This window comes from Stutzerimonas kunmingensis (assembly GCF_014764705.1).
GTDB lineage: Bacteria > Pseudomonadota > Gammaproteobacteria > Pseudomonadales > Pseudomonadaceae > Stutzerimonas.
The window spans coordinates 1-23,005 of sequence record NZ_JACXXG010000046.1; the positions used below are offsets into that span (position 1 = coordinate 1).

The following is a 23,005-nucleotide window of genomic DNA, read 5'->3' on the forward strand; positions in this document are numbered from 1 at the left end:
TAGCCCGATGGCATCCAGGCCGAAGCCGACCGGTCCTTCGGTGTAACCGGACTCCATTTTCAGGATGAAGCCCTGGGCCCACTCCTCGGCCTTGGACTGGCCGTCCCCCGAACGGAAGTCACGGTTCATGTAGAAGTTGCGCAGTTCGACAGCGGCCTTGCTGTCGTCGATGAAGGCGGCGCTGGCGGGGCTGGTGGCGATCACTGCGGCGCCGCCGCAGAGAATGTGGCAGAGGGTTTTGTGTTGCGGTCGCATGGTATTTCCTCTTGTTGTTGTTTTGGGCCGCTCTCGGGCGGCTACAGGGCATAGAGCGAAAGGCGTGCCAGGCGCGGCGCTCAAGTGGCCACCCGCCGCAATGGCGCGTGGTAGAGCGTTCTATGGGCGGTTGGCTGGGCTTGCCGCGCGGGCTGCGGTGCGTCCGTTGGGCTGGACATGTATGGCGGGCGGCGGTGTTCTGCGGGGTCGAGGTGTCCAGTCGGGCAGACTGGACGGCGCCGGCGGGTGAGACCGGCGCCGGATCAGATCAGCGCGTGCCCCTGCGACTCTTGACGCAGACGAAGCTCGACGCGGCATTCACGTCGCCTTTGCCGACATACTTCGGCCAGTCTGGGTATTCGCACAGCGGGCGGGTGCGGCCCGGTACGCCGACGCTGTCGGCAACGATCTGCCGGCGCGGCGGTTGGCCCTGCTCGACCCAGTTTTCCAGCGCGGTCAGCGAATCCCAGGCGGCGTTGAACACGGTGCTGGCGGCGTGGCCGTAGCCGGGGATCTCGTAATAGCGCAGGAAGTGCTTGGTCTTGCCCGGGCCCATGTCGCGGCGCACCCGCTCGTAGTATTCGGCGGTGGCGCGGGTGCTCACCAGCTGGTCGGAACTGCCGTGGGCCATGAGGATCTTGCCGCCGTTGCGGGCGAAGGCGGACAGGTCGGTCCGGTTGACGTCCTGGCGCAGCGACAGCTCGCTGATGCGCGCCTGCCATGGGCCGGGGTTCTGCGGGTCGAGGGTCAGCGAGTTGAAGGTGGGGTTGCGCGTCACGAAGAAGCGCACCCATTCATCCCAGAAGCCCGAATGGTAGGGCGCGCCCTCGGCGAAGCCGGTGCCGTGCACGGGCATCGGATAGCTCGGCTGCAGGGTGTTGAGGCCGAGGCGGTTGACCACCAGCTGCAGGCCTTCACCCGGCCGGCCGAGGTCGGTGCCCCAGGTGTTGAAGCCGGGGTAGTGGGTTTCGCCGCTGGCCAGCCGGAAGTTGAAGCGGATCGGCGTGTTGAACACCCGCAGCGCCTGGATCTGCGCATCCGACAGGCAGCGCTGCGAGGTATCGGCACCGCCCGGGCAGCGCAGCGGTTTGCCGTTGAGCCTGGCGCGGGCCGGGTCGAACTGCGCATTGCACGCGGCCTGATGGCTGATCACGCCGTCGCGCACGCCATCCAACTTGTCGCAGGCCTGCATCGCGGCTTCCAGCAGTGCGGCGCGCTTCTCCAGGCTGGGAAAGGCGCCGGGCTGGGCGAGGGCACGGGTGATGCGGCCGAACTGCAGGTCCAGCGCCAGGGCGTTGTAGGCGGGGTAGAGGACGATGGCGCCGTTGAAGTCGGTCGGCCATTGCTGCACCACCGCCAGCGCCTCGCGGCCACCGGTGGAGCCGCCGGCGAAATAGCTGCGCTCGGGCGCGGCACCGTAGCGTTGTTCGATCAGGTAGACGGCGGTATCGCGGGTCTTCTTCAGCGCATCGTGGGCGTAGTTGGCCAGGGCTTCGTCATTCCAGGCAAAGGCGCCGGGGCTCGTCGGGTCGGCGATGTGCCCGGAGTCGCTACCGAACACGGCGTAGCCACGGCCGAGTGGTGTGGGTTGATCCAGCGGGCCGGCGGGGACGTTGCCGGCGACGTTCGGCACCGTGCCGTTGTAACCGCCGCCGCCGAACATCATCGCCTTGCGGTTCCATTGTTCGGGCAGCACCAGGCGCATGCGGATTGCCGGTGCGGCGGGATCGACCGGGCGAATCTCGGCGCTGACATCGCAATAGGCGCCGAACGTCTGCGGGGCGCTGCCGCCGGCGGCCACCTGGGTCGCCGCCGTGACGCGGGCGCCGCTGGTAGGCAGGCCGATGGCCTGGGCCGGAATCTCGCGACCGAGCAGCTCGGGGCAGGTCGCCGCCTGGGCGGACTGACTGGCCAGCAGCGCCAGGGCGAGGGAGGCCAGAGGCAGGGAACAGCGCGCAAGCGAATTGCAGGATGGATGCATCATTGAGGCTTTCCTTCTTCTTGTTTTCGGGCCATGCGCCACGCGGGCGCATAAGCGCTCAAGCCAATGACATGCCAGCGGACGGAAGGAAGGGAGAGCAGGCGATAGCCGGTCATCGCCGTCGGGGCGAGGGCTCTAGGGCGGGGATGCGGAAGCCGTTGGGGGAGGCAGAAAGATGTTCGGCGCGGCGGAGTTCGGGTGACGCGATGTCCGGCGCGCTGGACGACTGTCCGCTGCGCCGGACACTCGGGTTGCTAGTTGTAGCGGCCGTTGATCCCGCCGACGCTGTAGCGCCCGGCGCCGAGCAGCAGGATGGCCAGCGAGCCGAACAGGAACAGACCCTGCAGCTCGATGGCCCAGCCGCCCATCGGCCCGATGTCGAACAGTTCGGCCCGGTGCGCCAGCGCCAGCGCGACGACCATGTTGCCCAGCATCAGCAGAGCGCCGAGGCGGGTATAAAGGCCAAGGATCACCAGCAGCGGCCCGACCACCTCACCCAGGTAGGCGCCGTAGGCGAGGGCCGTCGGCAGGCCCATGCCGGCCAGCATGCCACCGATGCCATCGACGCCGTGCAGCAGTTTGTGGATGCCATGCAGCAGCATCAGCACGCCGACTGCCAGTCTGAGAACCAGTTTGCCTGCATCGTCTGTCATCGTTGCGCGTCCCCTTGCGGCGCCGGGAGTCGGCGGCCCTGCCTCCAATGTAGATCAGCGGCTGTGACATTGCCGCGTCGCGGTTGGCGCCAGTTCCGCGCGTTAGGCCGCTCAGCGCTGGCTCAGGCCATGCTGTTGCAGCTTGCTGTAGAGGCTCGCGCGGGAGATGCCGAGTTCCATGGCGGCGCGCCGCCGGTTGCCCTTGCAGGCGGCCAGTGCGCTCTGCAGGGCGCGCCGCTCGGCCTGGGCGAGGGTCTGGGCCAGCGGTTGCAGCGGCAGTTCTTCGAGACTGGCTGCCGCTGCGGCTTGAGCAGGTGGAGACACGGCTGCCAGATGGCTGCTGGCGTCTACCGGGCGTGCCTGATCGCCGAGCAATGGCATCAAGTGTGCCGCCTGCAACTGCGGGCCGTCGGCGGAAAGCTGCGCGCGCTCCAGCAGATTGCCCAGCTCGCGCACGTTGCCGCGCCAGGGTTGCGCGCAGAGCAGCGCCAGCGCCTCGGGGCTCAGCTCCATCGGCGGCTGCCCGGAGCGGTTGGCGATGTCGTCGAGCAGGTGCTCGACCACGGCGGGGATGTCGCTGGCGCGCTCGCGCAACGGTGGCACGCGCAGGGCCAGAACGTTGAGGCGGTAGTAGAGGTCGTCGCGGAACTGGCCGGCGGCGACCTTGGCTTCCAGGTCGATATGGGTCGCGGCGATCACCCGCACATTGAGCGCCTTGACCTGGTTGGAGCCGAGCGGCTCGACCTCCTGTTCCTGCAGCACGCGCAGCAGCTTAGCCTGCAGCGGCAGCGGCAGGTCGCCGATCTCGTCGAGGAACAGCGTGCCGCCGTTGGCCACCTCGAATTTGCCGATGCGCGCCTTGCGGTCGGCGCCGGTAAAGGCGCCGGGAGCGGTGCCGAACAGTTCGGCCTCCACCAGGCTTTCCGGAATCGCCGCGACGTTGACCGCGACGAAGGGCCCGCGCGCGCGCGGCGAGAGGTTATGGATGCCCTGGGCCAGCAGCTCCTTGCCGGTGCCGGTCTCGCCACGCAGCAGCACCGTGGCATCGAGCTGCGCGGCGCGCCGGGCCTGACGCTTGATCTCGCTGGCGGCCGGGCTGTTGCCGATGAAACCGGCGATGGTGTAACGCGCCCGGCGCGCCTTGGCCAGTTCGTTCTGGGTAGCGACCAGCTGAGTCTGCAGGCTGGTGTACTTGGACATCAGCGGCTTGAGGTGGCGCGCGCGGTCGAACAGCACGAAGCCCAGCGCGCCGACCAGGGTGCCGTCCTCGTCGCGCAGCGGAATGCGGGTGACCACGAAGTGCTCGTCGCCGAAGGCCATCAGGTCGATCATGCTCGGCTGGCCGCTTTCCACCACCTCGCGCAGGCGGCTGGCTGGCAGCACTTCCTCGATTTCCTTGCCGAGCACGCTGGCCGGATCGCGGATGCCGACCTTCTCGGCGTACTTGTCGTTGATCCAGACGATGCGCGCCTGGCGGTTTACCGCGATGGTGCCCTCGCACTGCGCGTTCAGGTGGTCGAACAGCAGTGGCATGGCCACGGCACGGAAGCGTTCCGGCGAAACGCCGACGATTAGGCCGTGGTTGTCGAGTGCGTCGCGGGCAATGCTCATGGGCAGTCAGGGTCCGTTCTGGGGCGACCGATTATGGTTGGCCCCGGCTGCCACGGGCAAGGCAGCCGGAGGACGTTGGAGACGCTGGAGAAAACGTTGCCGAGGCAGGCAAGACAAGGCAGAAGCGGCCGAAGAAGCGGAGTTTACGTGTTGTAAATGAGCATTCTGAGGCCGGTTCTAACGCAGTATTGCCAACGCAGGTAGTTTTCAGGGGCTATACACTTCGTTGGGCAGCCAGGTGGCCAGCGGCGCGAAATAGAACACCAGGGCCAGACCGATCAGCTGGATGATGATGTACGGCAGCACGCCGAGGTAGACATCGCGGGTGGTGACGCCCGGCGGGCAGACGCCCTTGATGTAGAACAGCGCGAAGCCCACCGGCGGGGTGAGAAACGAAGTCTGCAGGCAGAGCGCGAAGAGAATCGCGAACCACAGCGGATCGACGCCCATTGAGAACAGCACCGGCGCCACCAGCGGCAGGATGATCAGGGTGATCTCCACCCAATCGAGGAAGAACCCCAGCAGGAAGGTGATCGCCAGCACGGTGAGCAGTACGCCGGTCTGGCCGAACGGCAGGCCGGTCAGCGCCGCGCGGATCACGTCGTCGCCACCCAGGCCGCGCAGCACGGCGGCGAATACCGTGGCGCCGATGAAGATGCCGAAGATGAACGCCGCGGTGCGGCTGGTCTGGTACAGCGCATCCTTGAGCACCGGCAGGTTCAGCCGGCGGCTGGCCGCTGCCATCAACAGTGCACCGAAGGCGCCGACGGCGGAGGCCTCGGTGGTGGTGGCGATACCGAAGAAGATCGAGCCGAGCACGGCGAAGATCAGTGCCAGCGGCGGCACCACGGCCCAGAACACGTCGAGCAGGGCACGGGCGTCGAGCTTCGGCCGGTTGACCGGGGCCGGGGCGAAGTCCTTTTTCAGCCAGGCGACGACCACGATGTAGAGGATGTACGCCAGCGCCAGCATCATCCCCGGGATCAACGCGCCCATGAACAGCTTGCCCACCGAGGCTTCCGAGGTGCCGAGGCGGTCGGCCATCAGCACCAGCATGATGCTCGGCGGGATGAGGATGCCCAGCGTGCCCACCGAGCAGGCGGTGCCCACCGCCAAGCTCTTGTTGTAGTTGGCCTGCAGCATCGGCCCGATGGAGAGCATGCCGAGCAGCGCCACCGAGGCGCCGACGATGCCGGTGGAGGCGGCGAGCAGGATGCCGACCACCACCACGGTCACCGCGTAGCCGCCTCGCAGCGGGCCGAGCACACGCACCAGGCTGTGCATCAGGCGCTCGGCGATGCCGGAGCGGTCGAGCATGATGCCCATGAAGATGAACAGCGGCAGGGCCACCATCAGCTCATTGGCGACGATGCCGTAGATGCGCGCGTCGAGCACGCCGATGGTGCCGTCCCAGGTAAACCAGAGATTGGCGTCGAAGTGTTCCACCAGCACATAGCCGACCACGGCGAACAGCAGGCCGATGCCGGCCAGCGACCAGGCGACCGGGAAGCCGAGCAGCAGCAGGCCCATGAAGCTGGCGAACATGGCGATGACGAGGATTGCTTCCAGACCCATGATTGCGACTACTCCATCAGGGCTGCGAACGAGTGCGGTCGCGCTCGTCCGAGGGGGCCGTCAGGGCCCGCGGGAAATTGAACAGCAGGGTGCTGCAGCGCAACGCGCGGGACAGCAGCGCCAGCGCTACCAGGGCGAGGCCGATGGGCAGCACGCTCTTGAAGATGAAGCGATGGGGCAGCCCGCTGGGTGCCTGGGAGCGTTCGTTGTAGAGGTAGGCCTTGTAGGCGTAGGGAATCAGCGCATCGATCATCAGCGCGATCACCGGCAGGGCCAGCAGCACGATGGCGACCAGCTCGATCCAGGCGCGGCTGCGCAGGCTGAAGCGTTCGCTCAGCACATCGACACGCACATGGTCGTCGCGCACTACGGCATAGGCGAGGGCAAGCATCAGCGCGGCGCCGAACAGGTGCCAGGACATTTCCTCCAGCGCGATGGAGCCGCGCGAGAGGGCAAAGCGGTTGAACACATTGGCCAGCACGACCAGCAGCACGGCCAGCCAGAGCCAGGCGCTGGCTTCGCCGATGGCCACCAGCAGGCGATCCAGCGGCCGCGAGATGCGGTTGTACGGCAGCGCGTCGGGCGCTGGCGCATCGGGAGAGACGGGCTTGAAGGACACGGCGGACCTCGAAATCTCGACACAGGTGAAGAACGCGGGCACGTCGCCGTGCCCGCCTTAGGCGCAGCTGTCAGTCGTACTTGTAGAAGTCGCGCGGCAGATAGCCCATGCCGTGCCAGATCGAGTGGTGCTGCATGAACTCACGCTGGCTGGTCAGCACGCGCTTGAACATCTCGTCCTTGGCGGCCATCTCGTCGAGCACCTCGTCGGTGACCTTCTGCAGCTCGCGCAGTACCGGCTCAGGCAGCACCTGGGCCTTCACGCCCTGCTTCTGGTAGTCACGCAGGGCGGTCGGCTGGGCCCACTCGCTTTCGGCAAAGCCCTTGAGGGTGGCCGACTCGCAACCCATCTCGATGAGTGCGCGGCTTTCCGGCGCGAGCTTGTCCCAGACGTCCTTGTTCACCAGCAGATGCGAGGTGGTCAGTGTCTGGTGCCAGCCGGGCATGATGTAGTTCTTGATGATCTGGTCCAGGCCGAGCATCTTGTCCACCGCCGGCTGCGAGAACTCGGTGGCGTCGATGGTCTTGCGCTCCAGCGCCTGGTAGATCTCGCCGCCCGGCACCATGGTCACCGAGGCGCCGAGCTTTTCCAGCACCTTGCCGCCGATACCGGCGAAGCGGATGCGCAAGCCATCGAAGTCATCCAGCTTCTCGATGGGCTTGGCGAACCAGCCGGCGCCTTCCGGGCCGATGATGCTGCACAGCATCGGGTGGATATTGCGCTCGGCGTAGATCTCCTCGAGCAGCTTCTTGCCGTCGCCCTGGTAATACCAGGCCAGGTGCGCCGGCGGCTCCATGTTGAACGGCGCGCCGGAGTACAGCGGCAGGGCCGGGATGGTGCCCTGGTCGTAGCCAATCCAGGTGTAGCCGGCCGGGTACTTGCCGCTGCTCACCGCATCCATGATTTCGAACGGCGGCACCAGCTCGCCCGGCTCGTAGTAGCGCAGCTGGATGTCGCCGCCCGAGACGGCCTTGAGCGATTCGGAAAGGTGCTTGACTGGTGTGGAGAGGCCGATCAGGTGGGAAGGGAAAGCCAGCGGTACCTGCCAGCGGATCTTTTCCGCGGCGCTGGCGACGCCACTGAGCAGGCTGGCGCCGAGCAGGGTTGTGGCACCGATGGCGCAGGCGATACGGGAGAGTTTGTTCTTGGTCGACATGCAGGTTTCCTTCTTGTTGTTGTTCTGGTGCCCGAGGGCGGACGCGTAACCGCCCGTGGGTCGAGGGCGTTAACAGGCCAGAACAAGAACAGAGGCCGAGCCGATGCTGCCGATTCGGCGCCAGTCTTGTTCTTTGGTTTGTTCTGGCGTCGCAGGGTGGATTGCAGGTTCTGTGCCTATCACTCGCGATCGAGGAAAGGCGCGGTCTGCAGCGGCATTCGGATGCTTGCAGGGCGATAGCGGTGTCCGCTGTGGCAGACACTGCTCAGGTGAACATGCGGCGGTGTCTGGAGTTCTGGAACATGTCCAGTTTCATGGACGGCAGCAATGACTGACTGCTGGACAAACGAAATCCGGCGTTGCGCGGGGCGCGACGCCGGATGAAAGGAGTAGAGCGGAGGGTGTGCGATCAGCTGGCGGCTTGCTTGGCCAAGGTGCTTTCCAGGGCGCTGCGGCAACGCTCTTCGGCGGTGTCCAGCTCCAGCTGCATCTGCTGGATGTCGAGCAGTTGCTGCTCCAGCTGCTGGCGCCGCTCGGCGATCATCTGCAGCATGATGTTCAGCTGCTTCTGGTTGCCGGCCTTGGGGTCGTAGAGTTCGATCAGCGTCTTGCATTCGGCCAGCGAAAAGCCGATGCGCTTGCCGCGCAGGATCAGCTTCAGCGCGACGCGATCCTTGGGTGAATAGATGCGTTCCTGACCGCGGCGGGTCGGCGTGAGCATGCCCTGTTCTTCGTAGAAGCGGATGGCGCGAGTGGTGATATCCAGCTCGTTGGCCAGGTCGGAAATACTGTAGGTCTGTTTCGCCATGATTCTTCCGATCATCCTCTGTCGCGCCCGGCGAACCGGGCGCGTGTCTGCCAGCATGCCCTGCCGCGACGGTGCGCTCAGGGGCGTTCGACTGCCAAGGCTACTCCCTGGCCACCACCGATGCACAGTGTTGCCAGGCCCTTGCGAACATCGCGGCGCTGCATCTCGTGCAGCAGGGTCACCAGGATGCGGCAGCCCGAGGCGCCGATCGGGTGGCCGAGGGCGATGGCGCCGCCGTTCACGTTGACCTTATCGGCATCCCAGCCCAATTCCTTACCCACCGACAGCGCCTGCACGGCGAAGGCTTCGTTGGCTTCGATCAGGTCCAGCTCGGCCAGCGACCAGCTGGCTTTCTCCAGGCAGCGGCGGGTAGCGGAAACCGGGCCGATGCCCATGATCGCCGGGTCGACGCCAGCGTTGGCGTAACCGGCGATCTTCGCCAGTACCGGCAGGCCCAGGGCCTCGGCCTTGCTGGCGCTCATCAGCACCACCGCAGCGGCGCCGTCGTTGAGGGTCGAAGCGTTGCCGGCGGTGACGCTGCCGTCTTTCTTGAACGCTGCGCGCAGGCCGCCGAGGGAGTCGGCCGTAGTGCCGGCGCGGGGTTGCTCGTCGCGGGCGAAGGCGAGCGGATCGCCCTTGCGCTGCGGGATGAGCACCGGGGTGATCTCGGCATCGAAGCGGCCGCTTTCGATGGCCGCTGCTGCACGCTGCTGCGACTGCGCGGCGAAGGCGTCCTGCTGGGCGCGGTCGATGCCGTACTTGTCGGCCAGGTTCTCTGCGGTGATGCCCATGTGGTAGTCGTTGAAGGCATCCCACAGACCGTCGGTGATCATGGTGTCGACGATCTGCGCGTGGCCCATGCGCAGGCCGGTGCGTGCGCCGGGCAGGACGTAGGGCGCCAGGCTCATGTTCTCCATGCCGCCGGCGATGACCACTTCGGCATCGCCGCAGCGGATCGCCTGCACGGCCAGATGCACGGCCTTGAGGCCCGAGCCGCAGACCTTGTTCAGCGTCATGGCCGGTACGGCGTGGGGCAGGCCGGCCTTGATCGAGGCCTGGCGCGCGGTGTTCTGCCCGGCGCCGGCGGTGAGCACATGGCCGAGGATGACTTCATCGACCTGGGCCGGGTCGATGCCGGTCTTTTCCAGCAGGGCGCGGATCACGGTGGCGCCCAGTTCGACTGCCGGCACATTGGCCAGCGAGCCCTGGAAACTGCCGATGGCGGTGCGGGTTGCAGCTACGATGACGACGTCTTGCATGACGGACTCCGAATAAAAAGGCGCTACGCCGGGGCGTAACGCGAGGACCAGGCACGCGGCCTGGCTCCGGGAAAGGGTGCCCTCGAACGGCAGGGGGCAAGCCGTTGGTCAGCGCGCTGGCGGACCGGTCGATGCCGCAGTATACGGGCGCCTGGGTGACTGGCCAGTGCTGGCGGCGCCGCCGGCTCGGGGGCGTTCGGGACAGGCGGGAAGACGCGGCGGGCAAGGGTTGCTCCGGCGTCCTTCCCGCACTCGCTTCAGCGCTGGATCGGGCTGCCGGTGGCCTCTTGCAGCTCCTCGAAGCTGACGCCTTCGGCCAGCTCCACCAGCTTCAGGCCCTGCTCGGTGACGTCCAGCACGCCGAGGTCGGTGATGATCCGGTCGACCACGCCGAGGCCGGTCAGCGGCAGGTCGCAGGCCGGCAGGATCTTGTGCGCGCCGCCCTTGGCGGTGTGCTCCATCAGCACCACGACGCGCTTGACGCCGGCCACCAGGTCCATTGCGCCGCCCATGCCCTTGACCATCTTGCCGGGGATCATCCAGTTGGCCAGATCGCCTTTTTCCGACACCTGCATGGCGCCGAGGATGGCCAGGTTGATGTGGCCGCCGCGGATCATGGCAAAGCTCTGCGCGTTGTCGAAGAAGCTCGAGCCGGGCAGGGCGGTGACGGTCTGCTTGCCGGCGTTGATCAGGTCCGGGTCGATCTCTTCCTCGGTCGGGAAGGGACCGATGCCGAGCAGGCCGTTCTCGCTCTGCAGCCAGACGTCCATGCCTTCGGGGATGTAGTTGGCCACCAGGGTCGGCAGGCCGATACCGAGGTTGACGTAGAAGCCGTCCTGCAGCTCCTGGGCGGCGCGTTGCGCCATCTGTTCACGTGTCCAGGCCATGGTCTCAGCTCCTCACCGTGCGTTTTTCGATGCGTTTTTCCGGGTTCGGGTTGTGCACGATGCGATGCACATAGATGCCCGGCAGGTGGATCTGGTCCGGGTCCAGCTCGCCGGTCTCGACGATCTCCTCCACCTCGACGACGCAGACCTCGCCGGCCATCGCCGCCAGCGGGTTGAAGTTGCGCGCGGTCTTGCGAAACAGCAGGTTGCCGGCCTTGTCGGCCTTCCACGCCTTGACCAGGGCCAGGTCCGCGGTCAGCGATTCTTCCATCACGTACCACTCGCCGTTGAACTGGCGGGTCTCCTTGCCTTCGGCCACCAGGGTGCCGTAGCCGGTCTTGGTGTAGAACGCCGGGATGCCCGCGCCGCCGGCACGCAGCTTCTCCGCCAGGGTGCCCTGCGGGGTGAACTCCAGGGCCAGCTCACCGGCCAGGTATTGGCGCTCGAACTCCTTGTTCTCACCCACGTAGGAGGAAATCATCTTGCTGATCTGCCGCGTCTCCAGCAGCAGGCCGAGGCCGAAACCGTCGACACCGGCGTTGTTGCTGATGGCAGTCAGGTCCTTCCTGCCGCTGTCGCGCAGGGCGGCGATCAGATGCTCGGGGATGCCGCACAGGCCGAAGCCGCCGACGGCGATGGTCATGCCGTCCTCGACCAGGCCTTCCAGGGCGTGGGCGGCGCTGGGGTAAATCTTGTTCATGAATTACCTCTACTTGTTGTTCTGTCTGTGCCGGGTGGTCCGATAGATGGCCGCCCAACGAATAGGATTTAGCAAAATCGGTGCCGCTAACCGGCCTGCCTGGCGCGGGCGACCCGCGAACCATTGGCACGCCCCAGCAGCTGGCTGATGCGCTGGCCGGCGCCGATCAACGCATCGAGGTCGATGCCGGTGGCTATGTCCAGCCCGTTGAACATGTACAGCACGTCTTCGCTGGCGACATTGCCGCTGGCGCCTTTGGCGTACGGGCAACCACCGAGGCCGGCGACCGAGCTGTCGAACACCGCGATACCCTCCAGCAGGCTGGCATAGATGTTCGCCAGCGCCTGGCCGTAGGTGTCGTGGAAATGCCCGGCCAACCGTTCGCGCGGCACTTCGCTGGCCACGGTATCGAACAGGGTGCGGGTCTTGCCCGGTGTGCCGGTGCCGATGGTGTCGCCTAGTGAAACCTCGTAGCAGCCCATGGCATACAGCTCGCGGGCGACTTCGGCGACTTTGGCTGGCGCCACTTCACCTTCGTAGGGGCAGCCGAGCACACAGGAGACGTAGCCGCGCACGCGGATGTCCTGCGCGCGGGCAGCCTCCATCAAAGGCGCGAAGCGTGCCAGGCTCTCGGCGATGGAGCAGTTGATGTTCTTCTGCGAGAAAGCTTCGGAGGCCGCACCGAACACCGCGACTTCCTTCACGCCGGCCTCGATGGCCGCCTCCAGGCCCTTCATGTTCGGCGTCAGCGCTGCGTAAGTAACCCCGGCCTTGCGCTGGATTTGCGCGAAGACTTCGGCGGAGCCCGCCATCTGCGGCACCCACTTGGGCGAGACGAAGCTGCCGACTTCGATATAGGACAGCCCGGCGGCGCTCAGGTCGTCGACCAGACGCACCTTGTCCGCCACGCTGATCGGTTGCTGCTCGTTCTGCAGGCCGTCACGCGGTCCGACTTCCACCAGCCGGACCTGTTTGGGCAGGCTCATATGTCCTCCAGGGGTAACGGCGTCCGCCGTTGCGTGGGTATCGGTGGAAAATCGCTGCGCGAGTTTTCCACCCTACGGTGTTGTGTTCGGGCGTAGGGTGGACAACGGCGAAGCCTTGTCCACCTTGTGCATCCTTCAGGCCTCTTCCATCTCCAGCAGCACCGCGCCTTCGCTGACCATTTCGCCTTCGCTGCAGAACAGGCTCTTGACCACGCCAGCCTGGGCGCTGCGGATGCTGTGTTCCATCTTCATCGCTTCCAGGACGATCAGCGCGGTGCCGGCTTCGACATGCTGACCGGCCTCCACCAACACACGCACGATACTGCCGTTCATTGGCGCGGTCAGGCCGCCGTGATGCTGGTGGCTGGCCTCGGCTTCGGCGATGGGGTCGAAGGCGCGCACGGCCAGCCATTCGCCGTTCCACTGCAGGTACAGTGCATCGCCCTGGCGGATCGCCCTGGGCGTGCGGACGCTCTGCCGCGGCGCTGCCGGGTCGACCTTCAGCCGGCGGCTCTCGCCATTGCACTGCAGGTGCAGGCTGATCTGCGCCGGCATGCCTAAACGCAGTCCGCTGCGCTTGGACCACGGCGAATGGGCATCGTCGTCGCGAACCGAGGTCGGTTCGCTCTGTACGAAGCACTCGGCAGCCTGTTGCCAGAAGGCATCGGACAGCTCGCCGGCCGGACGCAGCAGTTCGCTTTCGTGGCGCGGGATAAAGCCGGTATCCAGCTCGGCCTCGGCAAAGGCGCGATGGCCGACGACGCGGCGCAGGAACGCGAGGTTGGTGCGCACGCCGCCGACGGCGGTCTCGTCGAGCATGGCCAAGAGGCGCAGCCGCGCTTCCTCGCGGTTCTCGCCCCAGGCGATCAGCTTGCCGAGCATCGGATCGTAGAAGGGCGACACGGTATCGCCCTCGGCGACGCCGCTGTCGACGCGACGGCCCGGACCATCCGCGGCTTCACGGTAGAGCTCGAGTGTGCCGGTGGCGGGAAGGAAATCGTTGTCCGGGTCCTCGGCGTACAGCCGTACCTCGATGGCATGGCCGATCAGCGGCACCTGCTCCTGGCTGATCGGCAGCGGTTCGCCGCGGGCGACGCGAATCTGCCAGGCGACCAGGTCGAGGCCGGTGATGGCCTCCGTGACCGGGTGCTCGACCTGCAGACGGGTGTTCATTTCCATGAAGAAGAATTCGCCACGGGCATCCAGCAGGAATTCCACGGTGCCGGCGCCGACGTAGCCGATGGCCTTGGCCGCCTTCACCGCGGCTTCGCCCATGGCACGGCGCAGCTCGGGGGACAGGCCAGGGGCAGGGGCCTCTTCGACCACCTTCTGATGGCGGCGCTGGATCGAGCAGTCGCGCTCGTTCAGGTACAGGCAGTTGCCGTGCTGGTCGGCGAAGACCTGGATTTCCACATGGCGCGGCTTGAGCACGTATTTCTCGACCAGCATGCGCGAGTCACCGAACGACGACTGTGCCTCGCGCTGGGCGGACGCCAGTGCTTCGGCCAGGTCCGCCTCGCGCTCGACCACCTTCATGCCCTTGCCGCCGCCACCGGCGGTGGCCTTGAGCAGCACCGGGTAGCCGATCCTTTCCGCGGCAGCACGGAAGGTTTCCACGTCCTGCGCTTCGCCGTGGTAGCCCGGTACCAGCGGCACGCCGGCTTCTTCCATCAGCGCCTTGGCGGCGGACTTGCTGCCCATGGCGTCGATGGCGGAGGCGGGCGGGCCGAGGAAGATCAGCCCGGCCTGTTCGATGGCGCGGGCGAACTCGGCGTTCTCCGAGAGAAAGCCGTAGCCCGGGTGGATCGCCTGGGCGCCGCTGGCCTTGGCCGCCTCGATCAGCTTGTCGATGCGCAGGTAGCTCTCGACCGGCTTGGCGCCGCCCAGGTCGATGCGGATATCGGCTTCGCGGGCATGGCGCGCGCTGGCGTCGATGGCGCTGTGCACCGCAACGGTGGTCAGGCCCATGGCCTTGGCGGTGCGCATCACGCGGCAGGCGATCTCGCCGCGGTTGGCGACCAGGAGGGTGGTAATCATTGTAGTGGCTCCTGCGTGGCCTTCAGTGGGTTTCCCCTCACCCTAGCCCTCTCCCCTATGCCGGGCGCCCCGGAGGGGCGAGGGGATGACGGAGTGAGGCGGAGGAATGATGTGGTTTGGTTGTCGGCGGCTTGCCGGATGGAGGCTGCAGGCCGAGCGTCGTGGCGGTGGCCGTGTGGTGCGCTTTGGTTTTTTGGCTGCAACTGCATCGCGCTCCGGACCCCGCACGGCCAAACCCCCTCGCCCCCTTGGGGAGGGGGCTGGGGTGAGGGGGCGCTGCCAAGGACCGACACAGCCGCCCGACCACCACACAACGCAACCCTCTCACCGCGCGTACGCGACAACGTATACGAGCGAGCACCCCACAGAAGCCCAGTCATCACGCGCGCTCCTGCCAGGCGGGCGTGCGTTTTTCCAGGAAGGCGCTCAGGCCTTCCTGACCTTCCGGGCTGGTGCGCAGGCGCGCAATGGCCTGTTCGGTGGTCTGGCGCAGGTCGGCGCTGAAATCGCCATCGCCCACTTCCAGCAGCAGGTCCTTGCAGGCCTTGAGCGCCTGCGGGCTGTTGAGCAGCAGGTTGTCGACCCATTGCTCCAGCGCGGCGTCCAGCTCACTGGCCGGGTAGGTCTCGGCGAGCAGGCCCAGTTCGCGGGCACGTGTGCCGTCGAAACGTTCGGCGGTCAGCGCGTAGCGGCGGGTGGTGCGCTCGCCGATGGCCTTGACCACGTACGGGCTGATCACCGCCGGCGCCAGGCCGATGCGGACTTCCGACAGGCAGAACAGTGCGTCGCGGGCGCCGATGGCCATGTCGCAGCAGGCGATCAGCCCGAGCGCGCCGCCGAAGGCCGCGCCCTGTACCACGGCCAGGGTCGGCTGCGGCAGCTGGTAAAGGCGCTGCATCAGCTCGCCGAGTTCGTGGGCGTCAGCCAGGTTCGCCTGGTAGTCGAGCTCGGCCGACTCGCGCATCCAGCCCAGATCGGCACCGGCGGAGAAATGCTTGCCGCGCCCGCGCAGGATCAGGAAGCGGATGCTGGCATCGTCCTGCACCTGGGCCAGTGCGGCGTTCAGTTCGCCGATCACCCGGGCGTCGAAGGCGTTGTTCTTGTCCTCGCGGTTTAGCCAGAGGGTGGCGACGCCGCGCGCGTCTTTGTTCAGTTCGATGGTCTGGAAATCGGTCATCTCGGCATCCTCGATGCGACTGCAGTCGCCGGCGCGCTTGGCTGCCGGCGGCTCGGATTACATGCGGAACACGCCGAAGCGGGTCGGCTCGATCGGCGCATTCAGCGCGGCGGACAGCGCCAGCCCCAGCACCTCGCGGGTCTGCGCCGGGTCGATCACGCCGTCGTCCCACAGCCGCGCGCTGGAGTAATAGGGATGGCCCTGGCGCTCGTACTGCTCGAGAATCGGCTGCTTGATCGCGGCTACCTCGTCGTCGCCGAGACTCTTGCCGGCGCGCTCGCTCTGTTCCTGCTTGACCTGGGCGAGTACCCCGGCGGCCTGTTCGCCGCCCATCACCGCGATGCGTGCGTTGGGCCACATCCACAGGAAGCGCGGGTCGTAGGCGCGGCCGCACATGCCGTAGTTGCCGGCGCCGAAGCTGCCGCCGATGAGCACGGTGAACTTCGGCACCTGGGCGCAGGCCACCGCGGTGACCAGCTTGGCGCCGTGCTTGGCGATGCCGCCGGCCTCGTATTTCTGCCCGACCATGAAGCCGGTGATGTTCTGCAGGAACAGCAGCGGGATGCCGCGCTGGCAGGCCAGTTCGATGAAGTGCGCGCCTTTCTGCGCCGCCTCGGCGAAGAGGATGCCGTTGTTGGCGAGGATGGCGATCGGGTAGCCGTGCAGATGGGCGAAGCCGCAGACCAGGGTGGTGCCGAACAGCGCCTTGAACTCATCGAACTCGCTGCCGTCCACCAGCCGCGCGATCACCTCGCGCACGTCATAGGGTTGCTTGGCCTGCGCCGGGATCACGCCGTACAGCTCGTCGGCGGCATACAGCGGTGCGCGCGGTTCGCGGGTCTGCAGCTGGCCGAGCTTGCGCCAGTTTAGGTTGGCCACGCAGCGGCGGGCGATGGAAAGGGCGTGCTCGTCGTTCTCGGCGTAGTGGTCGGCGACGCCCGAGGTCTTGCAGTGCACGTCGGCGCCGCCCAGCTCCTCGGCGGTCACCACTTCGCCGGTGGCAGCCTTCACCAGCGGCGGGCCGGCGAGGAAGATGGTCGCCTGGTTGCGCACCATGATGGTCTCGTCGGCCATCGCTGGCACGTAGGCGCCGCCGGCAGTGCAGGAGCCCATCACCACAGCGATCTGCGGGATGCCCATGGCGCTCATGTTGGCCTGGTTGAAGAAGATGCGGCCGAAGTGCTCGCGGTCCGGGAACACCTCGTCCTGTCGCGGCAGGTTGGCGCCACCGGAGTCCACCAGGTAGATGCAGGGCAGGCGGTTCACGCGGGCGACGGTCTGCGCGCGCAGGTGCTTCTTCACTGTCAGCGGGTAGTAGGTGCCGCCTTTCACGGTGGCGTCGTTGGCGATGATCATGCACTCGACGCCTTCGACGCGGCCGATCCCGGCCACTACGCCGGCAGCGGCGACGTCTTCGCCATAGACCTCATGGGCGGCCAGCGGCGCGAGTTCGAGAAAGGCCGAGCCGGCGTCGAGCAGGGTATCGATGCGCTCGCGCACCAAGAGCTTGCCGCGTGAGACATGGCGCTGCTGGGCGGTGGCGCCGCCGCCTTCGCTGACGCGGCCGAGCAGGGCGCGCAGGTTGTTCACCTGTTCGAGCATCGCCGCGCTGTTGGCGGCGAACTCCGGCGAACGGGTATTGATCTGGGTGTGCAGGATGGCCATGGTTGGCTCCGTTCAGTTCCATCATGGATGGCTCTGCCATCCACCGACTGTGGTGGAAAACGCGTCGCGGTTTTCCACCCTACGAGGGTTGGGCGTTGTTCCGCCCGCAGCTCACCTGGATTCGTTGAACAGCTCGCGTCCGATCAGCATCCGGCGGATCTCGCTGGTGCCGGCGCCAATCTCGTAGAGCTTGGCGTCACGCAGCAGGCGGCCGGTGGGGAATTCGTTGATATAGCCGTTGCCACCGAGGATCTGGATCGCCTGCAGGGCCATCTGCGTGGCGTTTTCGGCGGTATAGAGGATCACCCCGGCGGCGTCCTTGCGGGTGGTCTCGCCACGGTCGCAGGCTTGAGCGACGGCGTAGAGATAGGCACGGCTGGCGTTGAGCTGGGTGTACATGTCCGCCACCTTGCCCTGAATGAACTGGAACTCGCCGATGCTCTGACCGAACTGCTTGCGGTCGTGGATATAGGGCACCACCACATCGAGGCAGGCCTGCATGATCCCGGTCGGGCCGCCGGCCAGGACCACGCGCTCGTAATCCAGGCCGCTCATCAGCACCTTGACGCCGCCGTTCTCGACGCCCAGCACGTTCTCTTGCGGCACCTCGACGTCATCGAAGAACAGCTCGCAGGTGTTGGAGCCACGCATGCCGAGCTTGTCGAACTTGTTGCCGCGGGAGAAACCTTTCCAGTCGCGCTCGACGATGAAGGCGGTGATGCCGTGCGGACCCTTGTCCAGGTCGGTCTTGGCGTAGATCACATAGGTGTTGGCGTCCGGGCCGTTGGTGATCCAGGTCTTGCTGCCGTTGAGCACGTAGCGGTCGCCACGCTTTTCGGCGCGCAGCTTCATGGAGACCACGTCGGAGCCGGCATTCGGCTCGCTCATGGCCAGCGCACCGACGTGTTCGCCGCTGATCAGCTTGGGCAGGTAGCGGGCCTTCTGCTCGGGGTTGCCGTTGCGGTTGATCTGGTTGACGCACAGGTTGGAGTGGGCGCCGTAGGAGAGGGCGACCGAGGCCGAGCCGCGGCTGATCTCTTCCATCGCCACCACGTGGGCCAGGTAGCCGAGGCCGGCACCACCGTACTCCTCGGAGACGGTCACGCCGAGCAGGCCCATCTCGCCGAATTTTCTCCACATGTCCGCCGGGAACAGGTTGTCCTGATCGATGGCTTCGGCGCGCGGGGCAATCTCGGCGGCGACGAAGGCCTGGACCTGCTCGCGCAGCATGTCGATGGTTTCACCGAGGGCGAAATTGAGGCTGGAGTAGTTCATGGGGCCACCTGCTTGTCTTGTAATTGTTCTGTGTTCAGAGAATTCGTGCATCCGGCGGGTTCCGGCCGGCGCTCCGGTCGCAGCCTGAGCGCCTTCGGGAACTGGTTGCTCGCTGCTTTACGTTAACGTAAAGGCGCGCCGGCGGTCTGTCAACATACCAGCGGGCGGCGTTCTGCAAGCATAGGTGCACGGCAAGGGCGGTGCTGCCCGGCCATGGATGCCGCGGGTGGTGTTTCGTCGGTGGCGGGGCACTCGCCGTGGGCGTGGCGGGACTAAACAGGCAATGGTCGGAGCGCCGGCCTGTCATCGACGAGGAATCCATGCCCCGTATCGGCTTCGCCTGCATGTATCGCCACCCGCAACAGAGCCTCTCGCTGAAGGAGCTGGAGCGCATCGAGCGGACCTTCAACCCGCGCAGCACCACGCTGCGCTGGATGGCCTCGGTCGGTCGCGCCGCGGCCGAGGCGAGGCTGGAGGAGATCGTCGAGCACAATCTGAGCGCTCAGCGGGTGCTGCTCGAATACGTCGCCACGTTGCCGCCGATGCTGCGCATGTTGCGCCTGTCCAGCGACTTGCTGCCGTTCTACAGCCATGCCGAGATCGCGCCGTTCTACCGTCGCGCCGAGATACGGAACCGCCTCGAGGCTGGCTTCGCCGCGATCGGCGAACTGGCACGGGCCAACGAAATCCGTCTGTCGATGCATCCGGGGCAGTATTGCGTGCTTGGCTCGGACAAGCCGCAGGTGGTGGAAAACAGCCTGGCGGAATTCGAATACCACGCCGACATGATCCGCATGATGGGTTACGGCCGGCGCTTCCAGGACTTCAAATGCAACCTGCATATCGCAGGGCGGCTCGGCGCCGAGGGGGTGCGTGCCGTGTGGCCGCGCCTGTCGACCGAGGCGCGCCACTGCATCACCTTCGAGAACGACGAAAAGACCTATGGCCTGGACGACTGCCTGAGCCTCGCGGACCTCGCGCCGGTGGTGCTGGATATCCATCACTGCTGGATTCACGAGGGCCGCTACATCGAGCCGGACGACCCGCGCATCGAGCGCGTTCTGGAAAGCTGGCGCGGTGTGCGGCCGACCATGCACTACTCGCAGCCGCAGGAGAGCCTGATGGAGCTCGGCTTCGCGCCGGAGCAGAAGCTGGAAATCCCCGAGTTGCTGGAGAAGGTCAACAAGCGCGACCTCTATGCGCATAGCAAACGCATGTGGAACCACCGGACGAATCACTATGCGTTTCAGTTTCTTGATCGCTTCGACATCATGCTCGAAGCCAAGGACAAGAACCTCGCCGCGCTAGATTTCCATAACGAGTACCAGCGCGAATGCGGCTGACGAGGCGTCTTCGGCAGACGCATGCGCGGCATCGTTGCAGAGGCTCCGGCGCAACCGTTTTTGCGCCGCTCAGGCATGCCTTCCGACACGTCGTGTCAGCGCCGATCTGGCCGCGGCTGACCCCGTTATTCGTCACCAGATAATGGCCATTTGACTGCTCGAGCTCCTCGACTTTCGCCTACCCTGCAACATATTGTCAGCTAGTTACCTTTACGTTAACGTAATCGTCGCCTAGGGTGACTGTCAGCAGCGCCAGCACCCTTGCGAGCACGCCTCATAACAAACATAAGACTGAGGAAAATCGTCATGAGTCTTCCGAGCTATACCTGCGGACCGCAGAGCAAACCCCTGTTGCCCATGACCATCGGCGCGGCATTCGACCGTACCGTGGAGCGCTTTCCCCAGCGCGAGGCCCTGGTGGTGCGCCATCAGCAGCTGCGTTACACCTGGGCGGAACTGGCGGAGGCGGTGGACCGTTGCGCGCGTGGCCTGCTGGCCCTCGGACTGCAAGCTGGCGAACGAGTGGGAATCTGGTCACCGAACAATGCCCAGTGGTGCATTACCCAGTTCGCCACGGCGAAGATCGGCGTGGTGCTGGTCAACATCAACCCCGCTTACCGCCTCAGCGAACTTGAGTACGCCTTGAAGCAGTCCGGCTGCCGCTGGCTGATCTGCGCCGATGCTTTCAAGACTTCCGATTACCACGCCATGCTCCACGAGCTGCTGCCGGAGCTGGAAAGCGCCGCTGTCGGCGCCCTGCAGAGCCATATGCTGCCCGAGCTGCGCGGGGTGATCAGCCTGTGCGACAAGCCGGTGGACGGCATGCTCCAGTGGCAGGCGCTGATGGAGATGGCCGAGCAGGTCGGCCCCGAACAGCTGCGCCAGTGCGGCGAACGCTTGCAGTTCGACGACCCCATCAACATCCAGTACACCTCCGGCACCACGGGCTTCCCCAAGGGCGCCACCCTCAGTCACTACAACATCCTCAACAACGGCTACATGGTCGGCGAGAGTCTCAGGCTCACCGAGCACGACCGTCTGGTGATCCCGGTGCCGCTGTACCACTGCTTCGGCATGGTCATGGGCAACCTCGGTTGCGTTACCCATGGCACCACCATGATCTATCCGAGCGCCGCCTTCGAGCCGCTGGCGGCGCTGCAGGCCGCGGCCGAGGAAAAGGCCACCGGCATGTACGGCGTGCCGACCATGTTCATCGCCATGCTCGACCACCCGGAGCGCCAGTCGCTGGACCTGAGCAGCCTGCGCACCGGCATCATGGCCGGCTCCACCTGCCCGATCGAGGTGATGAAACGCGTCATCGACGACATGCACCTGGCGGAAATGCAGATCGCCTACGGCATGACCGAAACCAGTCCGGTCTCCACCCAAACCAGCGCCGACGACGACCTGGAACGTCGCGTGACCAGCGTCGGCCGCACGCAGCCGCATCTGGAAAGCAAGATCGTCGACGAGCACGGCGCGGTGGTGCCGCGCGGGCAGATCGGCGAACTGTGCACCCGCGGCTACAGCGTGATGCTCGGCTACTGGAACAACCCGGACGCCACCCGCGATGCCATCGACGGCGCCCGCTGGATGCACACCGGTGACCTCGCGGTAATGGACGATGAGGGTTACATCAAGATCGTCGGCCGCAACAAGGACATGATCATCCGCGGCGGCGAGAACGTGTACCCGCGCGAGATCGAGGAATTTCTCTTCACCCATCCGGCGGTCGCCGACGTGCAGGTGATCGGCGTGCCGGACAGCAAGTTCGGCGAGGAGATCGTCGCCTGGGTCAAGCTGCACCCCGGCCACGAGGTCGAGGCCGAGGCGCTGCGCGAGTTCTGCAAGGGCCGCATTGCCCACTTCAAGACGCCGCGGCACATCCGGTTCGTCGACGACTTCCCGATGACCATCAGCGGCAAGGTGCAGAAGTTCCGCATGCGCGAGATCAGCGTGGTCGAGCTGGGCATCAGCGAACAGCACTGACCGGCACCGGCCGGGTTCGCCCGGCCGGCCACTCGCTAATCCGAAAAGGAGCTTTCCATGGCGCTGCCTATTGCTCAGTCGATCAGCCGTTTTCCGCTGCCCGATAGCCTCGACACGCTGCCCGCCGACCTGCGCGAACGGATTCTCGCCGTGCAGGAAAAGGCCGGTTTCATCCCCAACGTGTTTCTCATGCTGGCTCATCGGCCGGCGGAGTTTCGCGCCTTCTTCGCCTATCACGATGCGCTGATGGAGCGCGAAGCCGACAGCCTGACCCAGGCCGAGAAGGAGATGATCGTGGTGGCGGTCAGCGCCGACCACGGCTGCCTGTATTGCGTGGTCGCCCATGGCGCGATCCTGCGCATCCTCGCCAAGGACGCGCAGCTGGCCGACCAGATCGCCGTCAACTACCGCACCGCGCCGATCTCCGAACGCCAGCGCACGATGCTCGATTTCGCCCTGCACCTTGCGGCAGGGCGCGGCGTGCTGGACGACGCCTGGCAAGCGCGGCTGGAAGCCCAGGGTTTCAGCCTCGACGACATCTGGGACATCGGCGCCATCGCCGGGCTGTTCGGCCTCTCCAACCGGCTGGTGTCCATGGCGCGCACCCCGCCCAACGACGAGTTCTACCTGCTGGGCCGCGTGCCCAGAAGCACCGCGCGCTGAGCGCGACACCGCATTACCGCATGAAGTGGTAATCCGAGCCCGGGCAGTTGGCAGTCGGGCTCAACAGCTGCATCAACGATCACAACAACAAGAGAGAAAGCTATGCAACTGAAACCAGCAAGCCGAACCTTCCTGCTTTCCAGCCTGGCCGCGGCCATCCTGGGCATGTCCAACACGGCTTCGGCCGCCTTCATCGAAGACAGCAAGGCCAGCATCGACCTGCGCAACTTCTATATGAACCGCGACTTCCGGCAGTCTGGCGCTGCTCAGGCCAAGGCCGAGGAGTGGGCTCAGGGCTTCATGCTGAAAATGGAATCCGGCTATACCGAAGGGCCGGTCGGCTTTGGTCTCGATGCCATCGGCCTG

At 66.2% G+C, this 23,005-nt stretch carries 20 protein-coding genes; 4 read left to right on the forward strand and 16 right to left on the reverse strand.

The window, feature by feature from the left end; all coding sequences use genetic code 11:
- The 16 genes from IEG05_RS21225 to IEG05_RS21300 all read right to left on the reverse strand — a co-directional run.
- A partial coding sequence (locus IEG05_RS21225; protein WP_191122686.1) for an OprD family outer membrane porin occupies positions 1 to 255 on the reverse strand: 255 nt, incomplete at its 3' end.
- 268 nt (positions 256 to 523) lie between these two features.
- Entirely contained in the window at positions 524 to 2,239 is a 1,716-nt protein-coding gene (locus IEG05_RS21230) for a tannase/feruloyl esterase family alpha/beta hydrolase (protein WP_191122687.1), read from the reverse strand.
- Between the two features lie 251 nt (positions 2,240 to 2,490).
- Positions 2,491 to 2,889: a DoxX family protein gene (locus tag IEG05_RS21235; RefSeq protein WP_191122688.1), complete on the reverse strand. Its 399-nt coding sequence runs from the start codon at positions 2,887 to 2,889 to the stop codon at positions 2,491 to 2,493.
- 111 nt (positions 2,890 to 3,000) lie between these two features.
- A complete protein-coding gene (locus IEG05_RS21240) occupies positions 3,001 to 4,500 on the reverse strand; it encodes a sigma-54 interaction domain-containing protein (protein ID WP_191122689.1) in 1,500 nt (499 codons plus the stop codon).
- A gap of 207 nt (positions 4,501 to 4,707) precedes the next feature.
- On the reverse strand, positions 4,708 to 6,075 hold the full coding sequence (locus IEG05_RS21245; protein WP_191122690.1) for a TRAP transporter large permease: 1,368 nt from the start codon (positions 6,073 to 6,075) through the stop codon (positions 4,708 to 4,710).
- Between the two features lie 16 nt (positions 6,076 to 6,091).
- Entirely contained in the window at positions 6,092 to 6,694 is a 603-nt protein-coding gene (locus IEG05_RS21250) for a TRAP transporter small permease subunit (protein ID WP_111481876.1), read from the reverse strand.
- Between the two features lie 70 nt (positions 6,695 to 6,764).
- The gene (locus IEG05_RS21255; RefSeq protein ID WP_003299010.1) at positions 6,765 to 7,850 is read right to left on the reverse strand and encodes a TRAP transporter substrate-binding protein; all 1,086 of its coding nucleotides are present in this window, start codon (positions 7,848 to 7,850) and stop codon (positions 6,765 to 6,767) included.
- A 409-nt stretch (positions 7,851 to 8,259) separates the two neighbouring features.
- Complete coding sequence (locus tag IEG05_RS21260) at positions 8,260 to 8,658, reverse strand: MerR family transcriptional regulator (RefSeq protein WP_014597531.1); 399 nt, start codon at positions 8,656 to 8,658, stop codon at positions 8,260 to 8,262.
- Positions 8,659 to 8,735: 77 nt separating this feature from the next.
- A complete protein-coding gene (locus IEG05_RS21265) occupies positions 8,736 to 9,917 on the reverse strand; it encodes an acetyl-CoA C-acetyltransferase (protein WP_191122691.1) in 1,182 nt (393 codons plus the stop codon).
- A gap of 257 nt (positions 9,918 to 10,174) precedes the next feature.
- Positions 10,175 to 10,804, reverse strand: coding sequence for a CoA transferase subunit B (locus IEG05_RS21270; protein ID WP_042923651.1), 630 nt, complete (start codon positions 10,802 to 10,804; stop codon positions 10,175 to 10,177).
- A gap of 4 nt (positions 10,805 to 10,808) precedes the next feature.
- Entirely contained in the window at positions 10,809 to 11,504 is a 696-nt protein-coding gene (locus tag IEG05_RS21275; protein ID WP_003280095.1) for a CoA transferase subunit A, read from the reverse strand.
- An 86-nt stretch (positions 11,505 to 11,590) separates the two neighbouring features.
- The gene (locus IEG05_RS21280; protein WP_191122692.1) at positions 11,591 to 12,490 is read right to left on the reverse strand and encodes a hydroxymethylglutaryl-CoA lyase; all 900 of its coding nucleotides are present in this window, start codon (positions 12,488 to 12,490) and stop codon (positions 11,591 to 11,593) included.
- A gap of 135 nt (positions 12,491 to 12,625) precedes the next feature.
- Positions 12,626 to 14,527, reverse strand: a complete 1,902-nt coding sequence (locus IEG05_RS21285) for an acetyl/propionyl/methylcrotonyl-CoA carboxylase subunit alpha (protein ID WP_191122693.1) — start codon at positions 14,525 to 14,527, stop codon at positions 12,626 to 12,628.
- Positions 14,528 to 14,906: 379 nt separating this feature from the next.
- Positions 14,907 to 15,704, reverse strand: coding sequence for a gamma-carboxygeranoyl-CoA hydratase (locus IEG05_RS21290; protein WP_191122694.1), 798 nt, complete (start codon positions 15,702 to 15,704; stop codon positions 14,907 to 14,909).
- Positions 15,705 to 15,761: 57 nt separating this feature from the next.
- Positions 15,762 to 17,369 carry a carboxyl transferase domain-containing protein gene (locus tag IEG05_RS21295; RefSeq protein ID WP_191122695.1) on the reverse strand — a complete coding sequence of 536 codons (1,608 nt, stop codon included), beginning with the start codon at positions 17,367 to 17,369 and terminating at the stop codon, positions 15,762 to 15,764.
- Between the two features lie 111 nt (positions 17,370 to 17,480).
- The gene (locus IEG05_RS21300; protein WP_122100075.1) at positions 17,481 to 18,644 is read right to left on the reverse strand and encodes an isovaleryl-CoA dehydrogenase; all 1,164 of its coding nucleotides are present in this window, start codon (positions 18,642 to 18,644) and stop codon (positions 17,481 to 17,483) included.
- 320 nt (positions 18,645 to 18,964) lie between these two features.
- On the opposite strand from IEG05_RS21300, the gene IEG05_RS21305 reads away from it, so the two are divergent.
- From IEG05_RS21305 to IEG05_RS21320, 4 genes are all read left to right on the forward strand, one after another.
- Complete coding sequence (locus IEG05_RS21305) at positions 18,965 to 19,987, forward strand: apurinic/apyrimidinic endonuclease family protein (RefSeq protein WP_191122696.1); 1,023 nt, start codon at positions 18,965 to 18,967, stop codon at positions 19,985 to 19,987.
- Positions 19,988 to 20,293: 306 nt separating this feature from the next.
- Positions 20,294 to 21,976: an AMP-binding protein gene (locus IEG05_RS21310; protein ID WP_191122697.1), complete on the forward strand. Its 1,683-nt coding sequence runs from the start codon at positions 20,294 to 20,296 to the stop codon at positions 21,974 to 21,976.
- Positions 21,977 to 22,033: 57 nt separating this feature from the next.
- On the forward strand, positions 22,034 to 22,639 hold the full coding sequence (locus IEG05_RS21315; RefSeq protein ID WP_046621423.1) for a peroxidase-related enzyme: 606 nt from the start codon (positions 22,034 to 22,036) through the stop codon (positions 22,637 to 22,639).
- 102 nt (positions 22,640 to 22,741) lie between these two features.
- The coding region (locus IEG05_RS21320) for an OprD family outer membrane porin (RefSeq protein ID WP_191122698.1) at positions 22,742 to 23,005 on the forward strand (264 nt) is incomplete at its 3' end.

Bases quoted from the DNA above. Each gene is read 5' to 3' on its own strand.
- IEG05_RS21230 (WP_191122687.1), bottom strand. From the start codon at position 2,239: ATGATGCATCCATCCTGCAATTCGCTTGCGCGCTGTTCCCTGCCTCTG.
- IEG05_RS21235 (WP_191122688.1), bottom strand. From the start codon at position 2,889: ATGACAGACGATGCAGGCAAACTGGTTCTCAGACTGGCAGTCGGCGTG.
- IEG05_RS21240 (WP_191122689.1), bottom strand. From the start codon at position 4,500: ATGAGCATTGCCCGCGACGCACTCGACAACCACGGCCTAATCGTCGGC.
- IEG05_RS21245 (WP_191122690.1), bottom strand. From the start codon at position 6,075: ATGGGTCTGGAAGCAATCCTCGTCATCGCCATGTTCGCCAGCTTCATG.
- IEG05_RS21255 (WP_003299010.1), bottom strand. From the start codon at position 7,850: ATGTCGACCAAGAACAAACTCTCCCGTATCGCCTGCGCCATCGGTGCC.
- IEG05_RS21260 (WP_014597531.1), bottom strand. From the start codon at position 8,658: ATGGCGAAACAGACCTACAGTATTTCCGACCTGGCCAACGAGCTGGAT.
- IEG05_RS21265 (WP_191122691.1), bottom strand. From the start codon at position 9,917: ATGCAAGACGTCGTCATCGTAGCTGCAACCCGCACCGCCATCGGCAGT.
- IEG05_RS21270 (WP_042923651.1), bottom strand. From the start codon at position 10,804: ATGGCCTGGACACGTGAACAGATGGCGCAACGCGCCGCCCAGGAGCTG.
- IEG05_RS21275 (WP_003280095.1), bottom strand. From the start codon at position 11,504: ATGAACAAGATTTACCCCAGCGCCGCCCACGCCCTGGAAGGCCTGGTC.
- IEG05_RS21280 (WP_191122692.1), bottom strand. From the start codon at position 12,490: ATGAGCCTGCCCAAACAGGTCCGGCTGGTGGAAGTCGGACCGCGTGAC.
- IEG05_RS21285 (WP_191122693.1), bottom strand. From the start codon at position 14,527: ATGATTACCACCCTCCTGGTCGCCAACCGCGGCGAGATCGCCTGCCGC.
- IEG05_RS21290 (WP_191122694.1), bottom strand. From the start codon at position 15,704: ATGACCGATTTCCAGACCATCGAACTGAACAAAGACGCGCGCGGCGTC.
- IEG05_RS21295 (WP_191122695.1), bottom strand. From the start codon at position 17,369: ATGGCCATCCTGCACACCCAGATCAATACCCGTTCGCCGGAGTTCGCC.
- IEG05_RS21300 (WP_122100075.1), bottom strand. From the start codon at position 18,644: ATGAACTACTCCAGCCTCAATTTCGCCCTCGGTGAAACCATCGACATG.
- IEG05_RS21305 (WP_191122696.1), top strand. From the start codon at position 18,965: ATGCCCCGTATCGGCTTCGCCTGCATGTATCGCCACCCGCAACAGAGC.
- IEG05_RS21310 (WP_191122697.1), top strand. From the start codon at position 20,294: ATGAGTCTTCCGAGCTATACCTGCGGACCGCAGAGCAAACCCCTGTTG.
- IEG05_RS21315 (WP_046621423.1), top strand. From the start codon at position 22,034: ATGGCGCTGCCTATTGCTCAGTCGATCAGCCGTTTTCCGCTGCCCGAT.